The sequence below is a fragment of the Mycobacterium sp. NGS69 genome, assembly GCF_059812165.1.
Genome location: NZ_JCALCD010000004.1, coordinates 498,358 through 514,212, shown reverse-complemented (window position 1 = coordinate 514,212; position 15,855 = coordinate 498,358). Strand labels below are relative to the sequence as shown.

The 15,855-nt window shown below is 69.5% G+C and carries 17 protein-coding genes; 10 read left to right on the top strand and 7 right to left on the bottom strand.

The window, feature by feature from the left end:
• Nucleotides 1-2 precede the first annotated feature (2 nt).
• Nucleotides 3-671, bottom strand: a complete 669-nt coding sequence (locus tag AC5Y2S_RS15205; RefSeq protein WP_499904634.1) for an O-methyltransferase — start codon at nucleotides 669-671, stop codon at nucleotides 3-5.
• 201 nt (nucleotides 672-872) lie between these two features.
• On the opposite strand from AC5Y2S_RS15205, the gene sigE reads away from it, so the two are divergent.
• From sigE to tatB, 4 genes are all read left to right on the top strand, one after another.
• Nucleotides 873-1,655 carry an RNA polymerase sigma factor SigE gene (sigE, locus tag AC5Y2S_RS15200; RefSeq protein WP_499957063.1) on the top strand — a complete coding sequence of 261 codons (783 nt, stop codon included), beginning with the start codon at nucleotides 873-875 and terminating at the stop codon, nucleotides 1,653-1,655.
• Nucleotides 1,656-1,799: 144 nt separating this feature from the next.
• Complete coding sequence (gene rseA / locus AC5Y2S_RS15195) at nucleotides 1,800-2,174, top strand: anti-sigma E factor RseA (protein WP_499956913.1); 375 nt, start codon at nucleotides 1,800-1,802, stop codon at nucleotides 2,172-2,174.
• A 109-nt stretch (nucleotides 2,175-2,283) separates the two neighbouring features.
• Nucleotides 2,284-3,798 carry a serine protease HtrA gene (htrA, locus tag AC5Y2S_RS15190; RefSeq protein WP_499956912.1) on the top strand — a complete coding sequence of 505 codons (1,515 nt, stop codon included), beginning with the start codon at nucleotides 2,284-2,286 and terminating at the stop codon, nucleotides 3,796-3,798.
• A gap of 2 nt (nucleotides 3,799-3,800) precedes the next feature.
• Nucleotides 3,801-4,181 (top strand): Sec-independent protein translocase protein TatB, encoded by a 381-nt coding sequence (gene tatB / locus AC5Y2S_RS15185; RefSeq protein WP_499882593.1) that lies wholly within the window; start codon nucleotides 3,801-3,803, stop codon nucleotides 4,179-4,181.
• A gap of 81 nt (nucleotides 4,182-4,262) precedes the next feature.
• On the opposite strand, the gene AC5Y2S_RS15180 is transcribed toward tatB, so the two are convergent.
• The 5 genes from AC5Y2S_RS15180 to AC5Y2S_RS15160 all read right to left on the bottom strand — a co-directional run bounded on the left by AC5Y2S_RS15180 (nucleotide 4,263) and on the right by AC5Y2S_RS15160 (nucleotide 9,246).
• Entirely contained in the window at nucleotides 4,263-5,396 is a 1,134-nt protein-coding gene (locus AC5Y2S_RS15180) for an Mrp/NBP35 family ATP-binding protein (RefSeq protein WP_499904630.1), read from the bottom strand.
• Nucleotides 5,397-5,430: 34 nt separating this feature from the next.
• On the bottom strand, nucleotides 5,431-6,687 hold the full coding sequence (locus AC5Y2S_RS15175) for a lytic transglycosylase domain-containing protein (protein ID WP_499956911.1): 1,257 nt from the start codon (nucleotides 6,685-6,687) through the stop codon (nucleotides 5,431-5,433).
• Between the two features lie 99 nt (nucleotides 6,688-6,786).
• Entirely contained in the window at nucleotides 6,787-7,329 is a 543-nt protein-coding gene (locus AC5Y2S_RS15170) for a DUF1003 domain-containing protein (protein WP_499956910.1), read from the bottom strand.
• A complete protein-coding gene (locus AC5Y2S_RS15165; RefSeq protein WP_499956909.1) occupies nucleotides 7,326-8,636 on the bottom strand; it encodes a magnesium transporter MgtE N-terminal domain-containing protein in 1,311 nt (436 codons plus the stop codon). Before AC5Y2S_RS15165 ends, AC5Y2S_RS15170 begins: the two co-directional genes overlap by 4 nt.
• 67 nt (nucleotides 8,637-8,703) lie before the next feature.
• Nucleotides 8,704-9,246, bottom strand: coding sequence for a DUF4190 domain-containing protein (locus tag AC5Y2S_RS15160; RefSeq protein ID WP_499956908.1), 543 nt, complete (start codon nucleotides 9,244-9,246; stop codon nucleotides 8,704-8,706).
• A gap of 66 nt (nucleotides 9,247-9,312) precedes the next feature.
• Here AC5Y2S_RS15160 and AC5Y2S_RS15155 point away from each other — a divergent pair, with 66 nt between their 5' ends.
• The 6 genes from AC5Y2S_RS15155 to AC5Y2S_RS15130 are packed head-to-tail and all read left to right on the top strand — an operon-like array spanning nucleotide 9,313 to nucleotide 14,719.
• Nucleotides 9,313-9,840 carry a YflT domain-containing protein gene (locus AC5Y2S_RS15155; RefSeq protein WP_499904622.1) on the top strand — a complete coding sequence of 176 codons (528 nt, stop codon included), beginning with the start codon at nucleotides 9,313-9,315 and terminating at the stop codon, nucleotides 9,838-9,840.
• A gap of 4 nt (nucleotides 9,841-9,844) precedes the next feature.
• Complete coding sequence (locus AC5Y2S_RS15150) at nucleotides 9,845-11,245, top strand: extracellular solute-binding protein (RefSeq protein ID WP_499956907.1); 1,401 nt, start codon at nucleotides 9,845-9,847, stop codon at nucleotides 11,243-11,245.
• On the top strand, nucleotides 11,242-12,129 hold the full coding sequence (locus tag AC5Y2S_RS15145; RefSeq protein WP_499956906.1) for a carbohydrate ABC transporter permease: 888 nt from the start codon (nucleotides 11,242-11,244) through the stop codon (nucleotides 12,127-12,129). The genes AC5Y2S_RS15150 and AC5Y2S_RS15145 overlap by 4 nt, the downstream gene beginning before the upstream one ends.
• Before the next feature lie 4 nt (nucleotides 12,130-12,133).
• A complete protein-coding gene (locus AC5Y2S_RS15140; protein WP_499957062.1) occupies nucleotides 12,134-12,961 on the top strand; it encodes a carbohydrate ABC transporter permease in 828 nt (275 codons plus the stop codon).
• A gap of 4 nt (nucleotides 12,962-12,965) precedes the next feature.
• The gene (locus AC5Y2S_RS15135; protein ID WP_499956905.1) at nucleotides 12,966-14,138 is read left to right on the top strand and encodes an ABC transporter ATP-binding protein; all 1,173 of its coding nucleotides are present in this window, start codon (nucleotides 12,966-12,968) and stop codon (nucleotides 14,136-14,138) included.
• Nucleotides 14,139-14,140: 2 nt separating this feature from the next.
• Nucleotides 14,141-14,719 carry a suppressor of fused domain protein gene (locus tag AC5Y2S_RS15130; protein WP_499957061.1) on the top strand — a complete coding sequence of 193 codons (579 nt, stop codon included), beginning with the start codon at nucleotides 14,141-14,143 and terminating at the stop codon, nucleotides 14,717-14,719.
• Between the two features lie 28 nt (nucleotides 14,720-14,747).
• Here AC5Y2S_RS15130 and corA read toward each other — a convergent pair whose 3' ends face one another.
• Nucleotides 14,748-15,851, bottom strand: a complete 1,104-nt coding sequence (gene corA, locus AC5Y2S_RS15125) for a magnesium/cobalt transporter CorA (RefSeq protein WP_499956904.1) — start codon at nucleotides 15,849-15,851, stop codon at nucleotides 14,748-14,750.
• Between the last annotated feature and the right edge of the window lie 4 nt (nucleotides 15,852-15,855).

The following is a 15,855-nucleotide window of genomic DNA, read 5'->3' as shown; positions in this document are numbered from 1 at the left end:
AACTAGTCGCGGACGGCGGCCAGCAACCCGTCGCCGAGCGGCACCAGGGCGGGGGTGAGCCGTTCGTCCTCGGCGATCAGCCGGGCCGCCTCGCGCACCGCGGTCACCTCCGCGTCGCGGGCCGCGGGATCGCCCGCCCGGCCGCCCAGCGCCGCGCGGTGCACCACGATGACGCCGCCGGACCGCAGCAACCGCACGCCCTCGACGACATAGTCCGGCTGGTCGATCGGGTCGGCATCGATGAACACCAGGTCATAGGACTGGTCGGCGAGCCGGGTGAGCACCTCCTGGGCGCGGCCGCCGATCAGCCGGGTGCGCGACGGTCCGACGCCGGCGTCGGAGAACGCCTGCTTGGCGATCCGCAGGTACTCGGGCTCGATGTCGATCGTGGTCAGCACGCCGTCGTCGCTCATGCCCGACAACAGCCAGAGCCCGCTGACGCCGGCGCCGGTGCCCACCTCCGCGACGGCCTTGCCGCCGCTGAGCTTGGTCAGCAGGCTCAACAGCGCCCCGACCGCGGGCGTCACCGCCGCGGCGCCGATCTCCTCGGCGCGTTCGCGGGCGGCCGCCAGGAGCGCGTCCTCGGATATCGACGCCTCGGCGTGCGCGACCAGCGATTCGGCTCGACTCGGGGCCGCCGGGGCGGGGGTTTTTTCGTCGGTGCCGTCCATGCCCGCAGCGTATTCCAATTCGCCGCGCACTCGGGCAGGCGCGCCTTAGCCGGGCCGCCCCGACACGCCCGGAGCCCGGGGCGCGACGCAGCTCACTGTCCGACGGATTCGCCCTGCTCAACGCTTGTAACGATATGGTTTCTCAGCCAAACCTCAGATTGCTCCTATGCCCCGCATACGCCGATGGGTGACGGTATGCATATGGAACGCGGGGTGCGGGGGACCGGGAATACAAATCGCCGGAATGGGAATACACGCTGGGAACTCCGCGTTGACGCGGTCGACGAGCTGTCGGACTTCGACGGCAGGCCAATTCTGGAGGATCCAATCACCACAGCGCTTTTGAGCCCGACCACCATGTCGCACGCCCAGGACTGCCGGGACGACGAATGGGTGGAGCCGACGGACGCGTTGCAGGGCACCGCGGTGTTCGACGCGACCGGGGACAAGGCGGCCATGCCGTCGTGGGACGAGCTGGTGCGCCAGCACGCTGATCGCGTGTACCGGCTGGCCTACCGGCTCTCCGGCAACCAGCAGGACGCCGAGGACCTGACCCAGGAGACCTTCATCCGGGTTTTCCGCTCGGTGCAGAACTACCAGCCCGGAACCTTCGAGGGCTGGCTGCACCGCATCACCACCAACCTGTTCCTCGACATGGTGCGCCGGCGCGCCCGCATCCGCATGGAGGCGCTGCCCGAGGATTACGACCGGGTGCCCGCGGACGAACCCAACCCCGAGCAGATCTATCATGACTCGCGGCTCGGGCCCGACCTTCAGGCCGCGCTGGATTCGCTGCTGCCGGAATTTCGCGCCGCGGTCGTGCTGTGTGACATCGAGGGCCTGTCCTACGAGGAGATCGGCGCCACGCTGGGCGTAAAGCTCGGCACCGTGCGCAGCCGCATCCACCGCGGGCGCCAGGCGCTGCGCGACTACCTGGCCGCGCACCCACAACGCGGCGACGCGGCCCAGGCCAAGTCGGCTTAGCGGCCCGCACTTCCAGATCGCAGTGAATTTGGCTGCGAATCGTGGGGTTTTGCGGGCCGTACAGGGGGTGTCGGGGGCCCGGCCGCGCTACATTCGAATTATGCGCGCCTTAGATTTCTTAGAGGTCCTTGAAGGGATGCGGTGATGGTCGACCGCGGAGAGGTGTTCCGCCGCGCGTTCTCCTGGCTTCCCGCACAGTTCGCCTCCCAGAGCGACGAGCCCGTCGGCGCACCGCGCCGGTTCCGTTCCACCGAGCACCTGTCCATCGAGGCGATCGCGGCGTTCGTCGACGGCGAGCTGCGGATGAATGCGCACCTGCGGGCCGCGCATCACCTCTCCCTGTGCCCGGAATGCGCGGCCGAAGTCGAGGATCAGAGCCGGGCGCGGGCCGCGCTGCGGGACTCGCACCCGATCCGCATCCCCAGCAACCTGCTCGGGCTGCTGTCCGAGATCCCGCACTATCCGTCCGACGACGACAAATCCGAGCGTGATACGCGCGAACAGCGTAAGCGCCGATAGTCACCGCACCCGTGGATACTAGGGTGGACATGCACAGTGCCGCCGCGCCGCAGCGCGCCTCGTAAGCGGCCTGTCTCGAGCGCTCGAGAAGAGAATCCAAAGGGGTAACGTGACCTCCGACGGCAACGACACCGGAAACGCGGACAGCAGGGGCGGTAACCGCCTGGCGCCGCGTCCCATCTCACGGCCCCCGGTCGACCCCGCATCGCGTCAGTTGTTCAGCCGTCCCGCCGGGCAGCAGGGTTCCTTCGTCGCCGATCGCGTGCGCCCGTCGAAGTACCGCGACGAGGGCGAATTCGCGCCCCACGAGCAACCGGCCGACCCCGTCCTCGAGGAGGCCTTCAGCAAGCCGGTCGGCACCATGGACACGCTGCAGCGGCACCCGATCGATGCCGGCGCGCTGGCGGCCGAGCAGGACGGCGCCGAGCCGGAGGGCGCCGAAGACCCCTGGCGCGACCCCGCCGCCGGGGCCGCCCTGGGAACCCCGGCGGTGGCGCCGGCGCCGCCGCCGGGCGTGCCGGGTTACACCGGCAAGCTCGGGGTGCGCGACGTGTTGTTCGGGCGCAAGGTGTCCTACCTGGCGCTGGCCGTCCTGCTGTCGATCGCGTTGGTGGTCGGCGTGATCGGCGGCGTGATCGGCCGCAAGACGGCCGAGGTCGTCGAGGCGTTCACCACCTCGAAGGTGAGCCTGGCGACCAACGGCAACGGCGAGTCGCCGGCGGGCCGGTTCGCCAAGGTGGCGGCCGCGACCGCCAATTCCGTGGTGACCATCGAGTCGAAGAGCGACCAGGAGGGTATGCAAGGCTCCGGCGTCGTCATCGACGGCCGCGGCTATATCGTGACCAACAACCACGTGATCTCCGAGGCCGCCAACAACCCGAGCCAGTTCAAGACGACCGTGGTGTTCAACGACGGCAAGGAAGTCCCCGCCAACCTGGTGGGACGCGACCCGAAGACCGACCTGGCCGTGCTCAAGGTCGACAACGTCGACAACCTGACCGTGGCCCGGCTCGGCGACTCCGACAAGGTGCGCGTCGGAGACGAGGTGATCGCCGCCGGTGCGCCGCTGGGGCTGCGCAGCACCGTGACCCACGGCATCATCAGCGCCCTGCACCGTCCCGTCCCACTGTCGGGGGAGGGCTCGGACACCGACACCGTCATCGATGCGCTGCAGACCGACGCCTCGATCAACCACGGCAACTCCGGCGGCCCGCTGATCGACATGGATTCCCAGGTGATCGGCATCGACACCGCGGGCAAGTCGCTGTCGGACAGCGCCAGCGGGCTGGGCTTCGCGATCCCGATCAACGAGGCCAAGCAGGTCGCGCAGACGCTGATCAAGGACGGCAAGATCGTGCACCCGACGCTCGGGGTCAGCACCCGCTCGGTGAGCAACGCGATCGCCTCCGGCGCGCAGGTCGCAAACGTCAAGGCGGGCAGCCCCGCGCAAAAGGGCGGCATCCTGGAGAACGACGTGATCGTCAAGGTCGGCAACCGCAAGGTCGCCGACGCCGACGAATTCGTCGTCGCCGTCCGGCAGCTGACCATCGGGCAGGACTCCCCGGTGGAGGTGGTCCGCGACGGCCGGCACGTCACGCTGACGGTGAAACCGGAGCCGGACTAACGATGTTCTCCAACCTCAGTTGGGAGCACATCCTGGTGCTCGTCGTGGTCGGGCTGGTCATCCTCGGGCCGGAGCGCCTGCCCGGCGCCATCCGCTGGACGTCCACCGCGTTGCGGCAGGCGCGCGACTACCTCAGCGGGGTGACCAGCCAGCTACGCGAGGACATCGGGCCCGAGTTCGACGACCTGCGCGCCCCACTGTCTGAGTTGCAGAAGCTGCGCGGCATGACCCCGCGCGCCGCGCTGACCAAGCACCTCCTGGATGGCGACGACTCGTTCCTGACTGGGAACTTCGACCGGCCGGTGAACGGCGCCCCGCCCGCGGCGGCGCCTGCGCCGCGGCCCGTCGAGGGCCCCGTGCCGTTCGATACCGACGCGACCTGATCCCCTTCGGCGCGAGCGCCCGCAAATGCACGCCTATGACGGCGTGTCGGCGTACAAACACGGTCGCTCGCCGGCAGTGAGTCAGCGGCGCGTGGGGTCCAGCCCCAGCGACACCCCCGCCAGGCCGCGCTTTCGCGACGACAGGGCGTCGGCCACGCCGCGCAGTTCCTTGCCGACCGGGGAGTCCGGCGCGCTCAGCACGACCGGGACACCAGAGTCGCCGGCGGCCACCAGCGACGGGTCCAGCGGGATCTGACCCAGCAGCGGCACGTCGGCGCCGACGGCGCGGGACAACCGCTCGGCGACCTGCCGGCCGCCGCCCTCGCCGAACACCTGCATCGTGGTGCCGTCGGGCAGCGTCAGCCCGGACATGTTCTCCACGACGCCGACGATGCGCTGGCGGGTCTGCAGGGCGATGCTGCCGGCCCGTTCGGCGACCTCGGCCGCGGCCAGCTGGGGGGTGGTCACGACGAGGATCTCCGCGTTGGGGATCAGCTGGGCGACCGAGATGGCGACGTCGCCGGTGCCCGGGGGCAGGTCGAGCAGCAGGACGTCCAGGTCGCCCCAGTACACGTCGGCCAGGAACTGCTGCAGCGCCCGGTGCAGCATCGGCCCGCGCCACACCACCGGGGTGTTGCCCTGCGTGAACTGGGCGATCGAGATGACCTTCACCTCGTGGGCGATGGGCGGCAGGATCATCGACTCGACCTGCGTGGGCCGGTCGGTGGTGCCCATCATCCGTGGGATGGAGTGGCCGTGGATGTCGGCGTCCAGCACGCCGACCGACAGTCCGCGGGCGGCCATCGCCGCGGCCAGATTGACCGTGACGGTGGACTTGCCGACCCCGCCCTTGCCGGACGCGACGGCGTAGACCCGGGTCAGGGAGCTGGGCTGGGCGAAGGGGATGACGGGCTCGGCCGCGTCACCGCGCAGCTGCTTGCGCAGCTCGGTGCGCTGCTCGTCGTTCATCACGTCCAGGCTGACCTTGACCGCGCCGGTGCCCGGCACGTCGGCGACCGCGGCGGCGACCCGCTCGGTGATTTCGGTCTTCTTCGGGCAGGCGGCGGTGGTCAGGTAGATCCCCACGTGCACCGCGCCGTCGGCGTCGACGTCGACGCTCTTGACCATCCCGAGTTCGGTGATGGGACGGCGCAATTCGGGGTCGATCACCTTCCCCAGGGCGGTGCGGATGGCGGCAGCTAGATCGGTGGTCATCACCACCGAGTCTAGGCGTGCGCAGTCGGACCGGTTAGCCGGCCGGACCGGGCGCCCTGGGCGCGCCGGCGGGACCCGGGCCGGCCGGACCGGCGGGCGGGGCCGCGGGCATCGCGGGCGGGGGCGGCGGCGCGAACGCCGGCTGCCCGAAAGGCGCCGGCGCCGTCGGGCTTTGGGGGCCGATGCAGATCACGGTGCAGCCGGGCAGCTGCGTGGGCGCCTGCTGCGGCGCGGGCGACATCCACGGGTACATCGGCTGCTGGCCGGTGGGCGGTGTCCCGCTCAGGTCGATCAGCGGCGTCCGCGCGAAGAAGTCGTCCGACGGCAGGCCGATGACGTTCATCGGCAGGTTGGGCCCGAGGCCCTCCGGGTGGTCGTCGTGCGCGTTGCCGAGCGGCGGCGGCGGTCCGGTCATCGGCGGCAGGTCGACGGGGACCACGCCGGTGGCATAGGCCGCGGCCCAGCCCAGCACGTTCTGCGCGTAGGCCATCGAGTTGTTGTAGCGCAGGATCGCGGACATGACCTGCGCCGGGTCGCGCAGGTTCAGCCCGCCACTGCACAGGTAGCGGGCGGCCGCCAGGGTGGCGTCGAACAGGTTCTGCGGGTCGGCGGTTCCGTCGCCCTTGCCGTCGGCGGCGTAGCGCGCCCAGGTGCCCGGCAGGAACTGCATCGGCCCCATCGCGCGCGCATAGGTGGGGCGGTTGCCGGTGCTGCTTTGCAGGATGACCTCGTTGCCGGGCAGCGTGCCGTCCAGCGCGGGGCCGTAGATCGGGACGACGGCGGTGCCGCGCGCATCGACGGCGCCGCCACTCGCGTGGCCGGATTCGATGCGCCCGATCCCGGCGAGCAGGTTCCAGCTGACGCCGCAGCCCGGGGCGGCGACGGCCATCTTCTGTTCGGCGCTGCGGTACGCGGCGAGCGCGACGGACGGAATGCCAAGCGCGCCGGGCGCACTCACGACCATCGGGGGAGGCGGCGCGGACGGGGCGGCCTCGGCGATGTGGAACGCCGTCGGCGCCCGGTCGATGGCGAAGACGACCGGCCCGGTGGTGTCGGGCACGGTCGGCGACACCGCGGCCACCGGAAAGATCGCGGCGTCGCGCACCGGCATGACCTGGCTGTGCACCGGCGGGGTACGCCCGGGAAGGGTGGGGGCCGCGCCGCCGACCGCTCCGGCGAAGACCAGGGGAGTGATGACGGCAACGCCGAAAGCCGGCGATTTTGTCAGGCGTGCACGCTGCCGCTCGGCCGCGGCGTCGGGGCGTTTACCCCAGCGTGCCCCAATGCGCACTCGACGGTCCTAAGGTCGGGAACTACCTGCTTAGCTTCGTGAACCAGATCACAATACATAACCCCCGTGACGGGAGTGGCGCAATGGGGGATTTGATAATTAGCGGGATTTCTTAGCCGTCGGCTCCCGTTCGTCACCCGCCCCCACGACCTCCCGGTCCGCACCTTCCGGCTGCAACCGCGCAAGCATAGATCGCAGGTCCTCCAGCTCGTCGCGCAGGTAGTCGCGCGTCACGACCTCGCCCACGGCCAGCCGCAGCGCCGCCAGTTCGCGGGCCAGGTACTCGGTGTCGGCCTTGGTCTGGGCGGCGCGCCGACGATCCTCTTCGAGCGCGACGCGGTCCCGGTTCTCCTGGCGGTTCTGGGCGAGCAGGATCAGCGGCGCCGCGTAGGCGGCCTGCGTGGAGAAGGCGAGGTTCAGCAGGATGAACGGGTACGGGTCCCAGCGCAACGCCGCGGCGAACACGTTCACCAAGATCCAGGCAATCACGATGATCGTCTGGATCAGCAGGTAGCGGCCGGTGCCGAAGAAACGCGCGATGGACTCGGTGATCTGCCCGACGGCCTCGGGGTCGACGCGCGGCGAATACCGGCGCGACGTCCGGGGGGTGTACAGCCGTCGCGGTGCCGTGGACTTGCTCACCCGGACCCTCCCAGTCGTCGTTCGATTCGGCCGGTGGTGTCCAACTGCTGCACATCCACTCGCCAGTCGTGCGGGAGCAGATGGTCGAGCAGGTCGTCCACGGTCACCGCGCCCAACAGGTGGTTCTGGTCGTCGAGCACGGGTCCGCACACCAGGTTGTACGCGGCGAGGTAGCGGGTGACCGCGCCGAGCGGGGTCTCCGGCGTCAGCGTCAGCAGGTCGCTGTCGACGATCCCGCCGACCAGCTCGGCCGGCGCCTCGCGCAGCAGCCGCTGCAACGGGATGCAGCCCAGGTAGCGCCCGGTGGGGGTGGCCGTCGGCGGGCGCGCCACGAACACCATGGACGACAGCGCCGCGGTGAGGTCGGGGTCGCGGACCCGGGCCAGCGCCTCGGCGACGGACGTGTCCGGGGTGAGCACCACCGGGTCGGAGGTCATCAGGCCGCCGGCGGTGTCGGGGGAGTGGGTCAACAGCCGGCGCACCGGTTCCGACTCGTCGGGGTCCATCCGGGTCAACAGCATCTCGGCGTCCGTCGGGTTCAGCACGCCCAGCAGGTCGGCGGCGTCGTCGGGATCCATCTCCTCGAGCACGTCGGCCGAACGGTCGGTGCCGAGCTGCGAGAGCACGTCGGCCTGATCCAACTCGGGCAGCTCCTGCAAGACGTCGGCCAGCCGGTCGTCGTCGAGCGCCTTGAGCACCTCGTAGCGGCGCTTGGGCGGCAGCCCGCGGATCGCGTCGGCCACGTCGACCGCCTTACGCCCCTCGAACTGGTCCAGCAGCTGCGCCACCCCCTGGCCCGGCAGCGCCAGCGCCGACGGGGTCAGGCCCTGGACGTTCTGCCAGTCCACGACGTGCACGGGGCCGCGCCGGCCCAGCCGTCGCTGCGTGCGGACGGCGACCCGGGTGACCAACCAGTCGCGCGTGCGGATCTGTTCGATGCCCAGGTCGGTGATGACGACGTCGAGGCCGGCCAGCTCCGGCAGTTCGGGATCGTTGACCTTGACGACGGTGTCGAGCACCTGGCCCATGGCCAGGACCTCGCCCGGCCGCTGTTCGAAGTGGCGCAACGAAACGCTGCCGGTGTTGAGCGTGACGGCGTTGGGCTCGATCGCGGCGACCCGCAGCATCGGGATGAAAATGCTGCGGCGCGTGGCCAAATCGACGACCAGTCCCAGGACCCGGGGCTGCTGGCGGACGATGCTGATGCTGATCACCACATCGCGCACGCGGCCGAAGCTTTCGCCGAGCGGACCCAACACCAGCATTCGCGGGAGCCGCGCGACGTACACCCTGTTGACCGGTCCCATGCCAGAGAGCCTATTCAGGCGCCGCCCGGATGGCAGGCGGCCACGCCCGCTTTTCCGCTGGGCCGCCCTAATGGGAACGGATGCTGAACATCGCGACTATCAAAAACACCACCAGGGTGCCCGCGCCGATCACGATGCCCGTGACGGCCAGGCCGTAGCCCTCCTGGCGGGTCTGCTTGATCTGGCTTAGCGCGACCACGCCCAGCACGATGGCCAGGATCGAGCCGATGCCGCAGCAGAGGAAGCCGGTGAACGACGAGATGAGCGAGGCGATCGCCATGCCGTTGGTCCCGGGCTGGACCCGGTAGTCCGGTGTCGCGTAGTAGCCGCCGGGATAGGATGGCGGCCCATAGCCGGGGTATGGGGGCGGATATGCCGGGGGCCCGTAGCCGGGCGGCGGGTAGGGCGGGGCGCCGTAGCCCGGCGGCATCGGCGGGGGATAGTCGGCGGGATAGGCGGGCGGATAGGCGGGCGGATAACCGGGCGGGTAATCGGGCGGCGAATACGCCGGATAGTCGATCGCGGGCGGATCCCAGGGCGGCGTCCAATCGTCCCGGCCGCCGCCTTGCGGCGTGTTGGCGTCGTCGGCGGGGCCGCCGGGGACTGACATGCTGCTCAACCTAGCAAAACGGCCTCGGGATGAGAGGATGGCCGAGGCGGAGGAGAATGAGCGGCGATGACTAGTCCTTTCCAGCCCGGACAGGTTCCCGGCGCCACGCCCACGGGCGCGGCGGCCGGTCGGCGCGGCGTGCCCTCGCTGCCGACACCGCCCAAGGGCTGGCCCGTCGGCTCCTATCCCACCTACGCCGAGGCGCAGCGCGCCGTGGACTACCTTTCCGACCAACAGTTCCCGGTGCAGCAGGTGACCATCGTCGGCGTCGACCTCATGCAGGTCGAACGCGTAACGGGTCGGCTGTCGTGGCCCAAGGTGCTCGGCGGCGGGGTGATCAGCGGGGCCTGGCTCGGTCTGTTCATCGGGTTGGTGCTCGGCTTCTTCAGCCCCAATCCCTGGGCCGCGCTGGTCACCGGTCTGGTCGCCGGGGTGTTCTTCGGCTTGATCACCTCCGCCGTCCCGTACGCAATGGCCCGTGGCACAAGGGATTTCAGCTCCACCATGCAGTTGGTGGCCGGCCGCTACGACGTGCTCTGCGATCCGCAAAACGCAGAGAAGGCGCGGGATCTGCTGGCGCGCCTGGCGATCTGAATTGGTGGTGAGTCGTCGTGGGCGCGCACGCCGACTAGGCGCAGTCGTCCTGGCGTCGCTCACCGTCGCGTCGTCGGCCTGCGGGGCGCCCGGCTCCGGGCTGGTGGTCAGCTTCTACACGCCGGCCACCGACGCGGCGACGTTCACCGCGGTCGCGCAGCAGTGCACCGCGCAATTAGGGTTCACGGTCCGGCACGTGAGCCTGCCCAGGGGGCCCGGCGAGCAGCGGGTGCAGCTGGCCCGGCGCCTCAGCGCGCACGACCGCGGCCTGGACGTGATGGCGCTGGACGTGGTGTGGACCGCGGAGTTCGCCGAGGCCGGCTGGGCGCTGCCGCTGTCCGACGATCCCGCGGGGCAGGCCGAGACCGACGCCACCGTCGACACCCTGCCGGGTCCGCTCGCGTCGGCGCGCTGGAAGCAGCGTCTCTACGGCGCACCCGTGACGACCAACACGCAATTGCTTTGGTATCGACCGGATTTGGTGGCGGCGCCGCCGGACACCTGGGACGGGATGGTGACCGAGGCCGCCCGGCTGCACGCCGCGGGCCAGCCCGCGTGGATCGCCGCGCAGGCCAACGAGGGCGAGGGCCTGGTCGTGTGGTTCAACACGCTGCTGGTGAGCGCCGGCGGACAGGTGCTCTCCGAGGACGGCCGGCGGGTCACGCTGACCGACACGCCGGCGCACCGGGCGGCCACCGTCGACGCCCTGCGGGTCCTCAAGTCGGTGGCCACCGCGCCCGGGGCCGACCCGTCGATCAGCCGGACCGACGAGGGCACCGCCCGGCTGGCGGTGGAGCAGGGCAAGGCCGCGCTCGAGGTCAACTGGCCCTACGTGCTGGCGTCCCTGCTGGAGAACGCGGTCAAGGGCGGGGTGCCGTTCCTGCCGCTGAACCGCGATCCGGCGCTGGCCGGCAGCATCGACGACGTCGGCACGTTCGTACCCACCGACGAGCAATTCCGCATCGCCTACGAGGCAAGCCGGCAGGTGTTCGGTTTCGCGCCGTACCCGCGGGTGGCGCCGGGCCGGCCGGCCAAGGTGACCATCGGCGGGCTGAACCTGGCGGTGGCCAGCACCACCCGCCACCGCGCGGAGGCGTTCGAGGCGGTGCGCTGCCTGCGCAGCCTGCAGAGCCAGAAGTACGTGTCGATCCAGGGCGGCCTGCCCGCGGTGCGGACGTCGCTGTATTCCGATCCGCAATTTCAGGCCAAGTATCCGATGTACACCGTGATCCGCCAGCAGCTCACCGACGCGGCCGTGCGCCCGGCAACGCCGGTGTACCAAGCGTTGTCGCTGCGGCTGTCGGCGGCGCTGAGCCCGATCACCCGGATCGACCCGGAGCGCACGGCCGACGAACTCGCCGCGCAGGCGCAGCGGGCCATCGACGGCAAGGGGCTGCTGCCGTGACCGCAACCGCTTCGGAGCGGCGGCTGGCCTTCGCTCTGGTGGCGCCGGCGGCGATCCTGATGCTCACGGTGACGGCGTACCCGATCGGCTACGCGGTGTGGCTTAGCCTGCAGCGCAACAACCTTGCCACGCCGGGCGACACCGCCTTCGTCGGGCTGGGCAACTACCAGACGATCCTGACCGACCGGTACTGGTGGACGGCGCTTTCGGTGACGCTGGGGATCACGGCGGTTTCGGTGTCGATCGAGTTCGTGGTGGGGCTGGCGCTGGCCCTGGTGATGCACCGCACGCTGGTCGGCAAGGGCCTGGTGCGGACCGCGGTGCTGATCCCGTACGGCATCGTCACCGTCGTCGCGTCGTACAGCTGGTACTACGCCTGGACGCCGGGGACCGGCTACCTGGCCAACCTGTTGCCGCAGGGCTCCCCTCTTACCCAAGCGCCGCTGACGCAACAGATTCCGTCGCTGGGCATCGTGGTGCTCGCCGAGGTGTGGAAGACCACTCCGTTCATGGCGCTGCTGCTGCTGGCCGGGCTGGCGCTGGTGCCCGAGGACCTGTTGAAGGCCGCGCAGGTCGACGGGGCGGGCGCGTGGCGCCGGCTGACCCGGATCACCCTGCCGATCATCAAGCCGGCGATCGTGGTCGCGCTGCTGTTCCGCACGCTGGACGCCTTCCGCATCTTCGACAACATCTACGTGCTGACCGACGGCGCCAACAACACCGACTCAGTGTCAATCCTGGGCTACGACAACCTGTTCAAGGGCTTCAACGTGGGCCTGGGCTCGGCGATCAGCGTGCTGATCTTCTGTTGCGTGGGCATCATCGCGCTGGTGTACATCAAGGTGTTCGGCGCGGCCGCGCCCGGTGGTGGCGATGGCCGCTAACCCGATGGCGGCTAACCCGCGCGCCGTCCTGTGGGCCGTGATCGACACGCTGGTCGTGGTGTACGCCCTCGTCCCGGTGCTGTGGATCGTGTCCCTGTCGCTCAAACCGTCGTCAACGGTCAAGGACGGCAAGCTGATTCCGTCGTCGGTCACCATGGAGAACTACCGCGGCATCTTCCGGGGCGAGTTCTTCAGCTCGGCGCTGATCAACTCGATCGGGATCGGGTTGATCACCACGGCGATCGCGGTGGTGCTGGGAGCGATGGCGGCCTACGCCGTTGCGCGGCTGGACTTTCCGGGCAAACGGCTGCTCATCGGCGCCACCCTGCTGATCACGATGTTCCCGGCCATCTCGCTGGTGACACCGTTGTTCAACATCGAACGCGCGCTCGGCCTGTTCGACACCTGGCCCGGCCTGATCCTGCCGTACATCACTTTCGCTCTGCCCCTTGCCATTTACACACTGTCGGCGTTCTTCCGGGAGATCCCGTGGGACCTGGAGAAGGCGGCCAAGATGGACGGTGCCACGCCGGGCCAGGCGTTCCGCCGGGTGATCGTGCCGCTGGCGGCGCCCGGGCTGGTGACCGCGGCGATCCTGGTCTTCATCTTCGCCTGGAACGACCTGCTGCTGGCGCTGTCGCTGACCGCCACGAAGGCGGCCATCACCGCGCCGGTGGCGATCGCGAACTTTTCCGGCAGTTCGCAGTTCGAGGAGCCGACCGGCTCGATCGCGGCCGGTGCCGTCGTGATTACCGTCCCGATCATCGTTTTTGTTCTAATTTTCCAACGACGGATTGTCGCCGGGTTGACCTCTGGCGCTGTGAAGGGATAGCGCGATGGCCGAGATTGTGTTGGAAAACGTCAACAAGAGCTACGCCGACGGCGCCGCGGCGGTGAAGGACCTGAACATCACCATCGCCGACGGCGAATTCCTGATCCTGGTCGGCCCTTCCGGCTGCGGCAAGACCACGACACTGAACATGATTGCCGGGCTTGAGGACATCTCGTCGGGCGAGCTGCGCATCGACGGTGTACGGATGAACGAGAAGGCGCCCAAGGACCGCGACATCGCGATGGTGTTCCAGTCCTATGCGCTCTACCCGCACATGACCGTGCGGCAGAACATCGCGTTTCCGCTGACCCTGGCGAAGATGAAGAAGGCCGAGATCGCGCAGAAGGTGGAAGAGACGGCCAAAACCCTTGACCTGACCGAGCTTTTGGACCGCAAGCCGTCCCAGCTTTCGGGCGGGCAGCGGCAGCGGGTCGCGATGGGCCGGGCGATCGTGCGCCATCCCAAGGCGTTCCTGATGGACGAGCCGCTGTCCAACCTGGATGCCAAGCTGCGGGTGCAGATGCGCGGCGAGATCGCCCGGCTGCAGCGGAGATTGGGCACCACCACCGTCTACGTCACCCACGACCAAACCGAGGCGATGACGCTGGGGGACCGGGTGGTGGTGATGCACGGCGGGGTGGCGCAGCAGATCGGCGCCCCCGACGAGCTTTACGAGCGTCCCGCCAATCTTTTCGTCGCGGGGTTCATCGGCTCGCCGGCGATGAATTTCTTCCCCGCCGACCTGACGCAGAACGGGCTGAACCTGACGTTCGGCGAGGTGATGCTGGCGCCCGAGGTGCAGCAGGTGATTTCAAAGCACGACAAGCCGGCGAACGTCATCGTCGGGGTGCGGCCCGAGCACCTGGCAGACGCGGCGTTGATCGACGGGTACCAGCGCATCAGGGCGCTGACCTTCGAGGTCAAGGTCGACATGGTCGAATCGCTGGGCGCCGACAAGTACGTGTACTTCACCACCGCGGGCCCTGCCGTGCGCTCCGCCCAGCTGGACGACCTCGAGGCCCAGGGCGAGGTGCACGAAAATCAGTTCGTCGCAAGGGTTCCCGCGGAGTCGAAGGCGACCATCGGGCAGTCGATCGAGTTGGCCCTCGACACGACGAAGGTCGCCGTATTCGACGCCGACTCCGGGGCGAACCTGACTCTGGCGCCTGCCGAGTGACCCTGGAGCTCGTGCGCGCTCACCTGCGCGACCACTTCTCCGGCGCGGAGCCGGACTCGGCGAGCGTGACGTTCCTGGGCACCGAACCCATTGAGGTGCTGCGCTTTCGCAGTGGTGGACTGGTTCACTACGTGTCGCTGGGCTGCTCGCGCCACCCGATGACCGACCCCTCCGAAGTTGTCGCCGACCCGTTGCGCGGCCCGCGCGCCGAGATCGTCTTGCCGCTGCGGGATCCCGGGCCGGTGACCGGCATTGCCCGCAGTGTGGCGGTGCTGGCGGCGACGCCGGCCGTCGACGGGGTGGTGCTGGTCGCCGACGCCCTGATCGACCTCGGTTCGCCGCTGTGGGCATGGCCGTCGGGCCGGGTGCCGTTCACCGCGGTCTTGTTGGGCGACAGCGGTATTCCCGATCTGTCGCTGGACCCGCCACGCGAACCGGTTCGTTTCCTGTCGGCCACCCCGATCACCGCGACCGAGGCCGCCTGGGTGCGGCTCAAGGGCGCCGAGGCGATGCGGCAGGCCTGGAGCAACGACGGCGTCGACGTGCTGGATCCCAAACGCCCAGCGGCGCAACCCGACTGATTGCTGCCGCCAGCTCGCGAGACAGAGGTTACAGCCAGTTGTTGCGGCGGAATTGGAAGTACAGGACCAGACAGACGACCGCCATGCCGGCCATCACCCCGGGGTACCCCCACGTCCAGTTCAGCTCGGGCATGAAATGAAAGTTCATCCCGTAGATGGCGGCGACCATGGTGGGCACGGCCAAGATACCGGCCCAGGCCGCCATCTTGCGCATGTCGTTGTTCTGCTGCATGCCCACCCGGGCCAGGGCGGCCTGGATCAGCGAGTTCAGCATGTCGTCGTAGCTGTTGATGTGGTCGGCGGCCTCGGACTGGTGGTCGGAGACGTCGCGCAGGTAGCGCCGCACCTCCTTGGAGATCACGTCCTTGTTTTCGATCTGTATCCGATGGAACGCGGACGACAGGGGGTTGACGCACCGGCGCAGTTCGACGACCTCGCGCTTGAGCAGATAGATCGGTTCGACGTCGATCTTGCGCCCGGGGGCGAATGCCACTTCCTCGATGCTGTCGATGTCCGACTCGATCAGGCTGCTCACCTCGAGGTAATGGTCGACGACGTTGTCGGCGATCGCGTGCATCACCGCGTACGGGCCGAGGCGCATCTGCACGGGGTCGGCGTCCAGGCGCTTGCGCACCTCGGACAGCCCGCCGTGCTCGCCGTGGCGGACGGTGACCACGAAGTCCTTGCCGACGAACACCATGATCTCGCCGGTTTCGACGATCTGGCGGGCCGCCGCCACCGATTCATGCGGGACGTAGTTGACCGTCTTCAGCACCAGGAAGAGCGTCTCGTCGTATCGCTCCAGCTTGGGCCGCTGGTGCGCGCACACCGCGTCTTCGACGGCCAGCGCGTGCAGCCCGAAGACGTCGGCCACGTCCTGCATCTCGGTCAGGCTCGGCTCACGCAAACCCACCCAGACGAACGCCTCCTGCCCGAACGCCACGCTCTGCCGCACCCGGGTGAGCGCGGCGGCGTAGGTGAACTTGCCCGGCAGCCGATTGCCGTCGGCGTAGACGGCGCAGTCGACCAGGGTCTCGATGGGCGGTTGCTCGACGGGCTGGGTGCGCGGCTCGCGGGGCTCGTTCGCGAGCGGTCGCAGCACTTCGGGCAGTGCGTCAGGTCCGGGAAACACCTTC

Bases quoted from the DNA above. Each gene is read 5' to 3' on its own strand.
- AC5Y2S_RS15135 (WP_499956905.1), top strand. From the start codon at position 12,966: ATGGCCGAGATTGTGTTGGAAAACGTCAACAAGAGCTACGCCGACGGC.
- AC5Y2S_RS15160 (WP_499956908.1), bottom strand. From the start codon at position 9,246: ATGTCAGTCCCCGGCGGCCCCGCCGACGACGCCAACACGCCGCAAGGC.
- sigE (WP_499957063.1), top strand. From the start codon at position 873: ATGGAACGCGGGGTGCGGGGGACCGGGAATACAAATCGCCGGAATGGG.
- rseA (WP_499956913.1), top strand. From the start codon at position 1,800: ATGGTCGACCGCGGAGAGGTGTTCCGCCGCGCGTTCTCCTGGCTTCCC.
- tatB (WP_499882593.1), top strand. From the start codon at position 3,801: ATGTTCTCCAACCTCAGTTGGGAGCACATCCTGGTGCTCGTCGTGGTC.
- AC5Y2S_RS15155 (WP_499904622.1), top strand. From the start codon at position 9,313: ATGACTAGTCCTTTCCAGCCCGGACAGGTTCCCGGCGCCACGCCCACG.
- AC5Y2S_RS15205 (WP_499904634.1), bottom strand. From the start codon at position 671: ATGGACGGCACCGACGAAAAAACCCCCGCCCCGGCGGCCCCGAGTCGA.
- AC5Y2S_RS15140 (WP_499957062.1), top strand. From the start codon at position 12,134: ATGGCGGCTAACCCGCGCGCCGTCCTGTGGGCCGTGATCGACACGCTG.
- AC5Y2S_RS15165 (WP_499956909.1), bottom strand. From the start codon at position 8,636: ATGGGACCGGTCAACAGGGTGTACGTCGCGCGGCTCCCGCGAATGCTG.
- AC5Y2S_RS15180 (WP_499904630.1), bottom strand. From the start codon at position 5,396: ATGACCACCGATCTAGCTGCCGCCATCCGCACCGCCCTGGGGAAGGTG.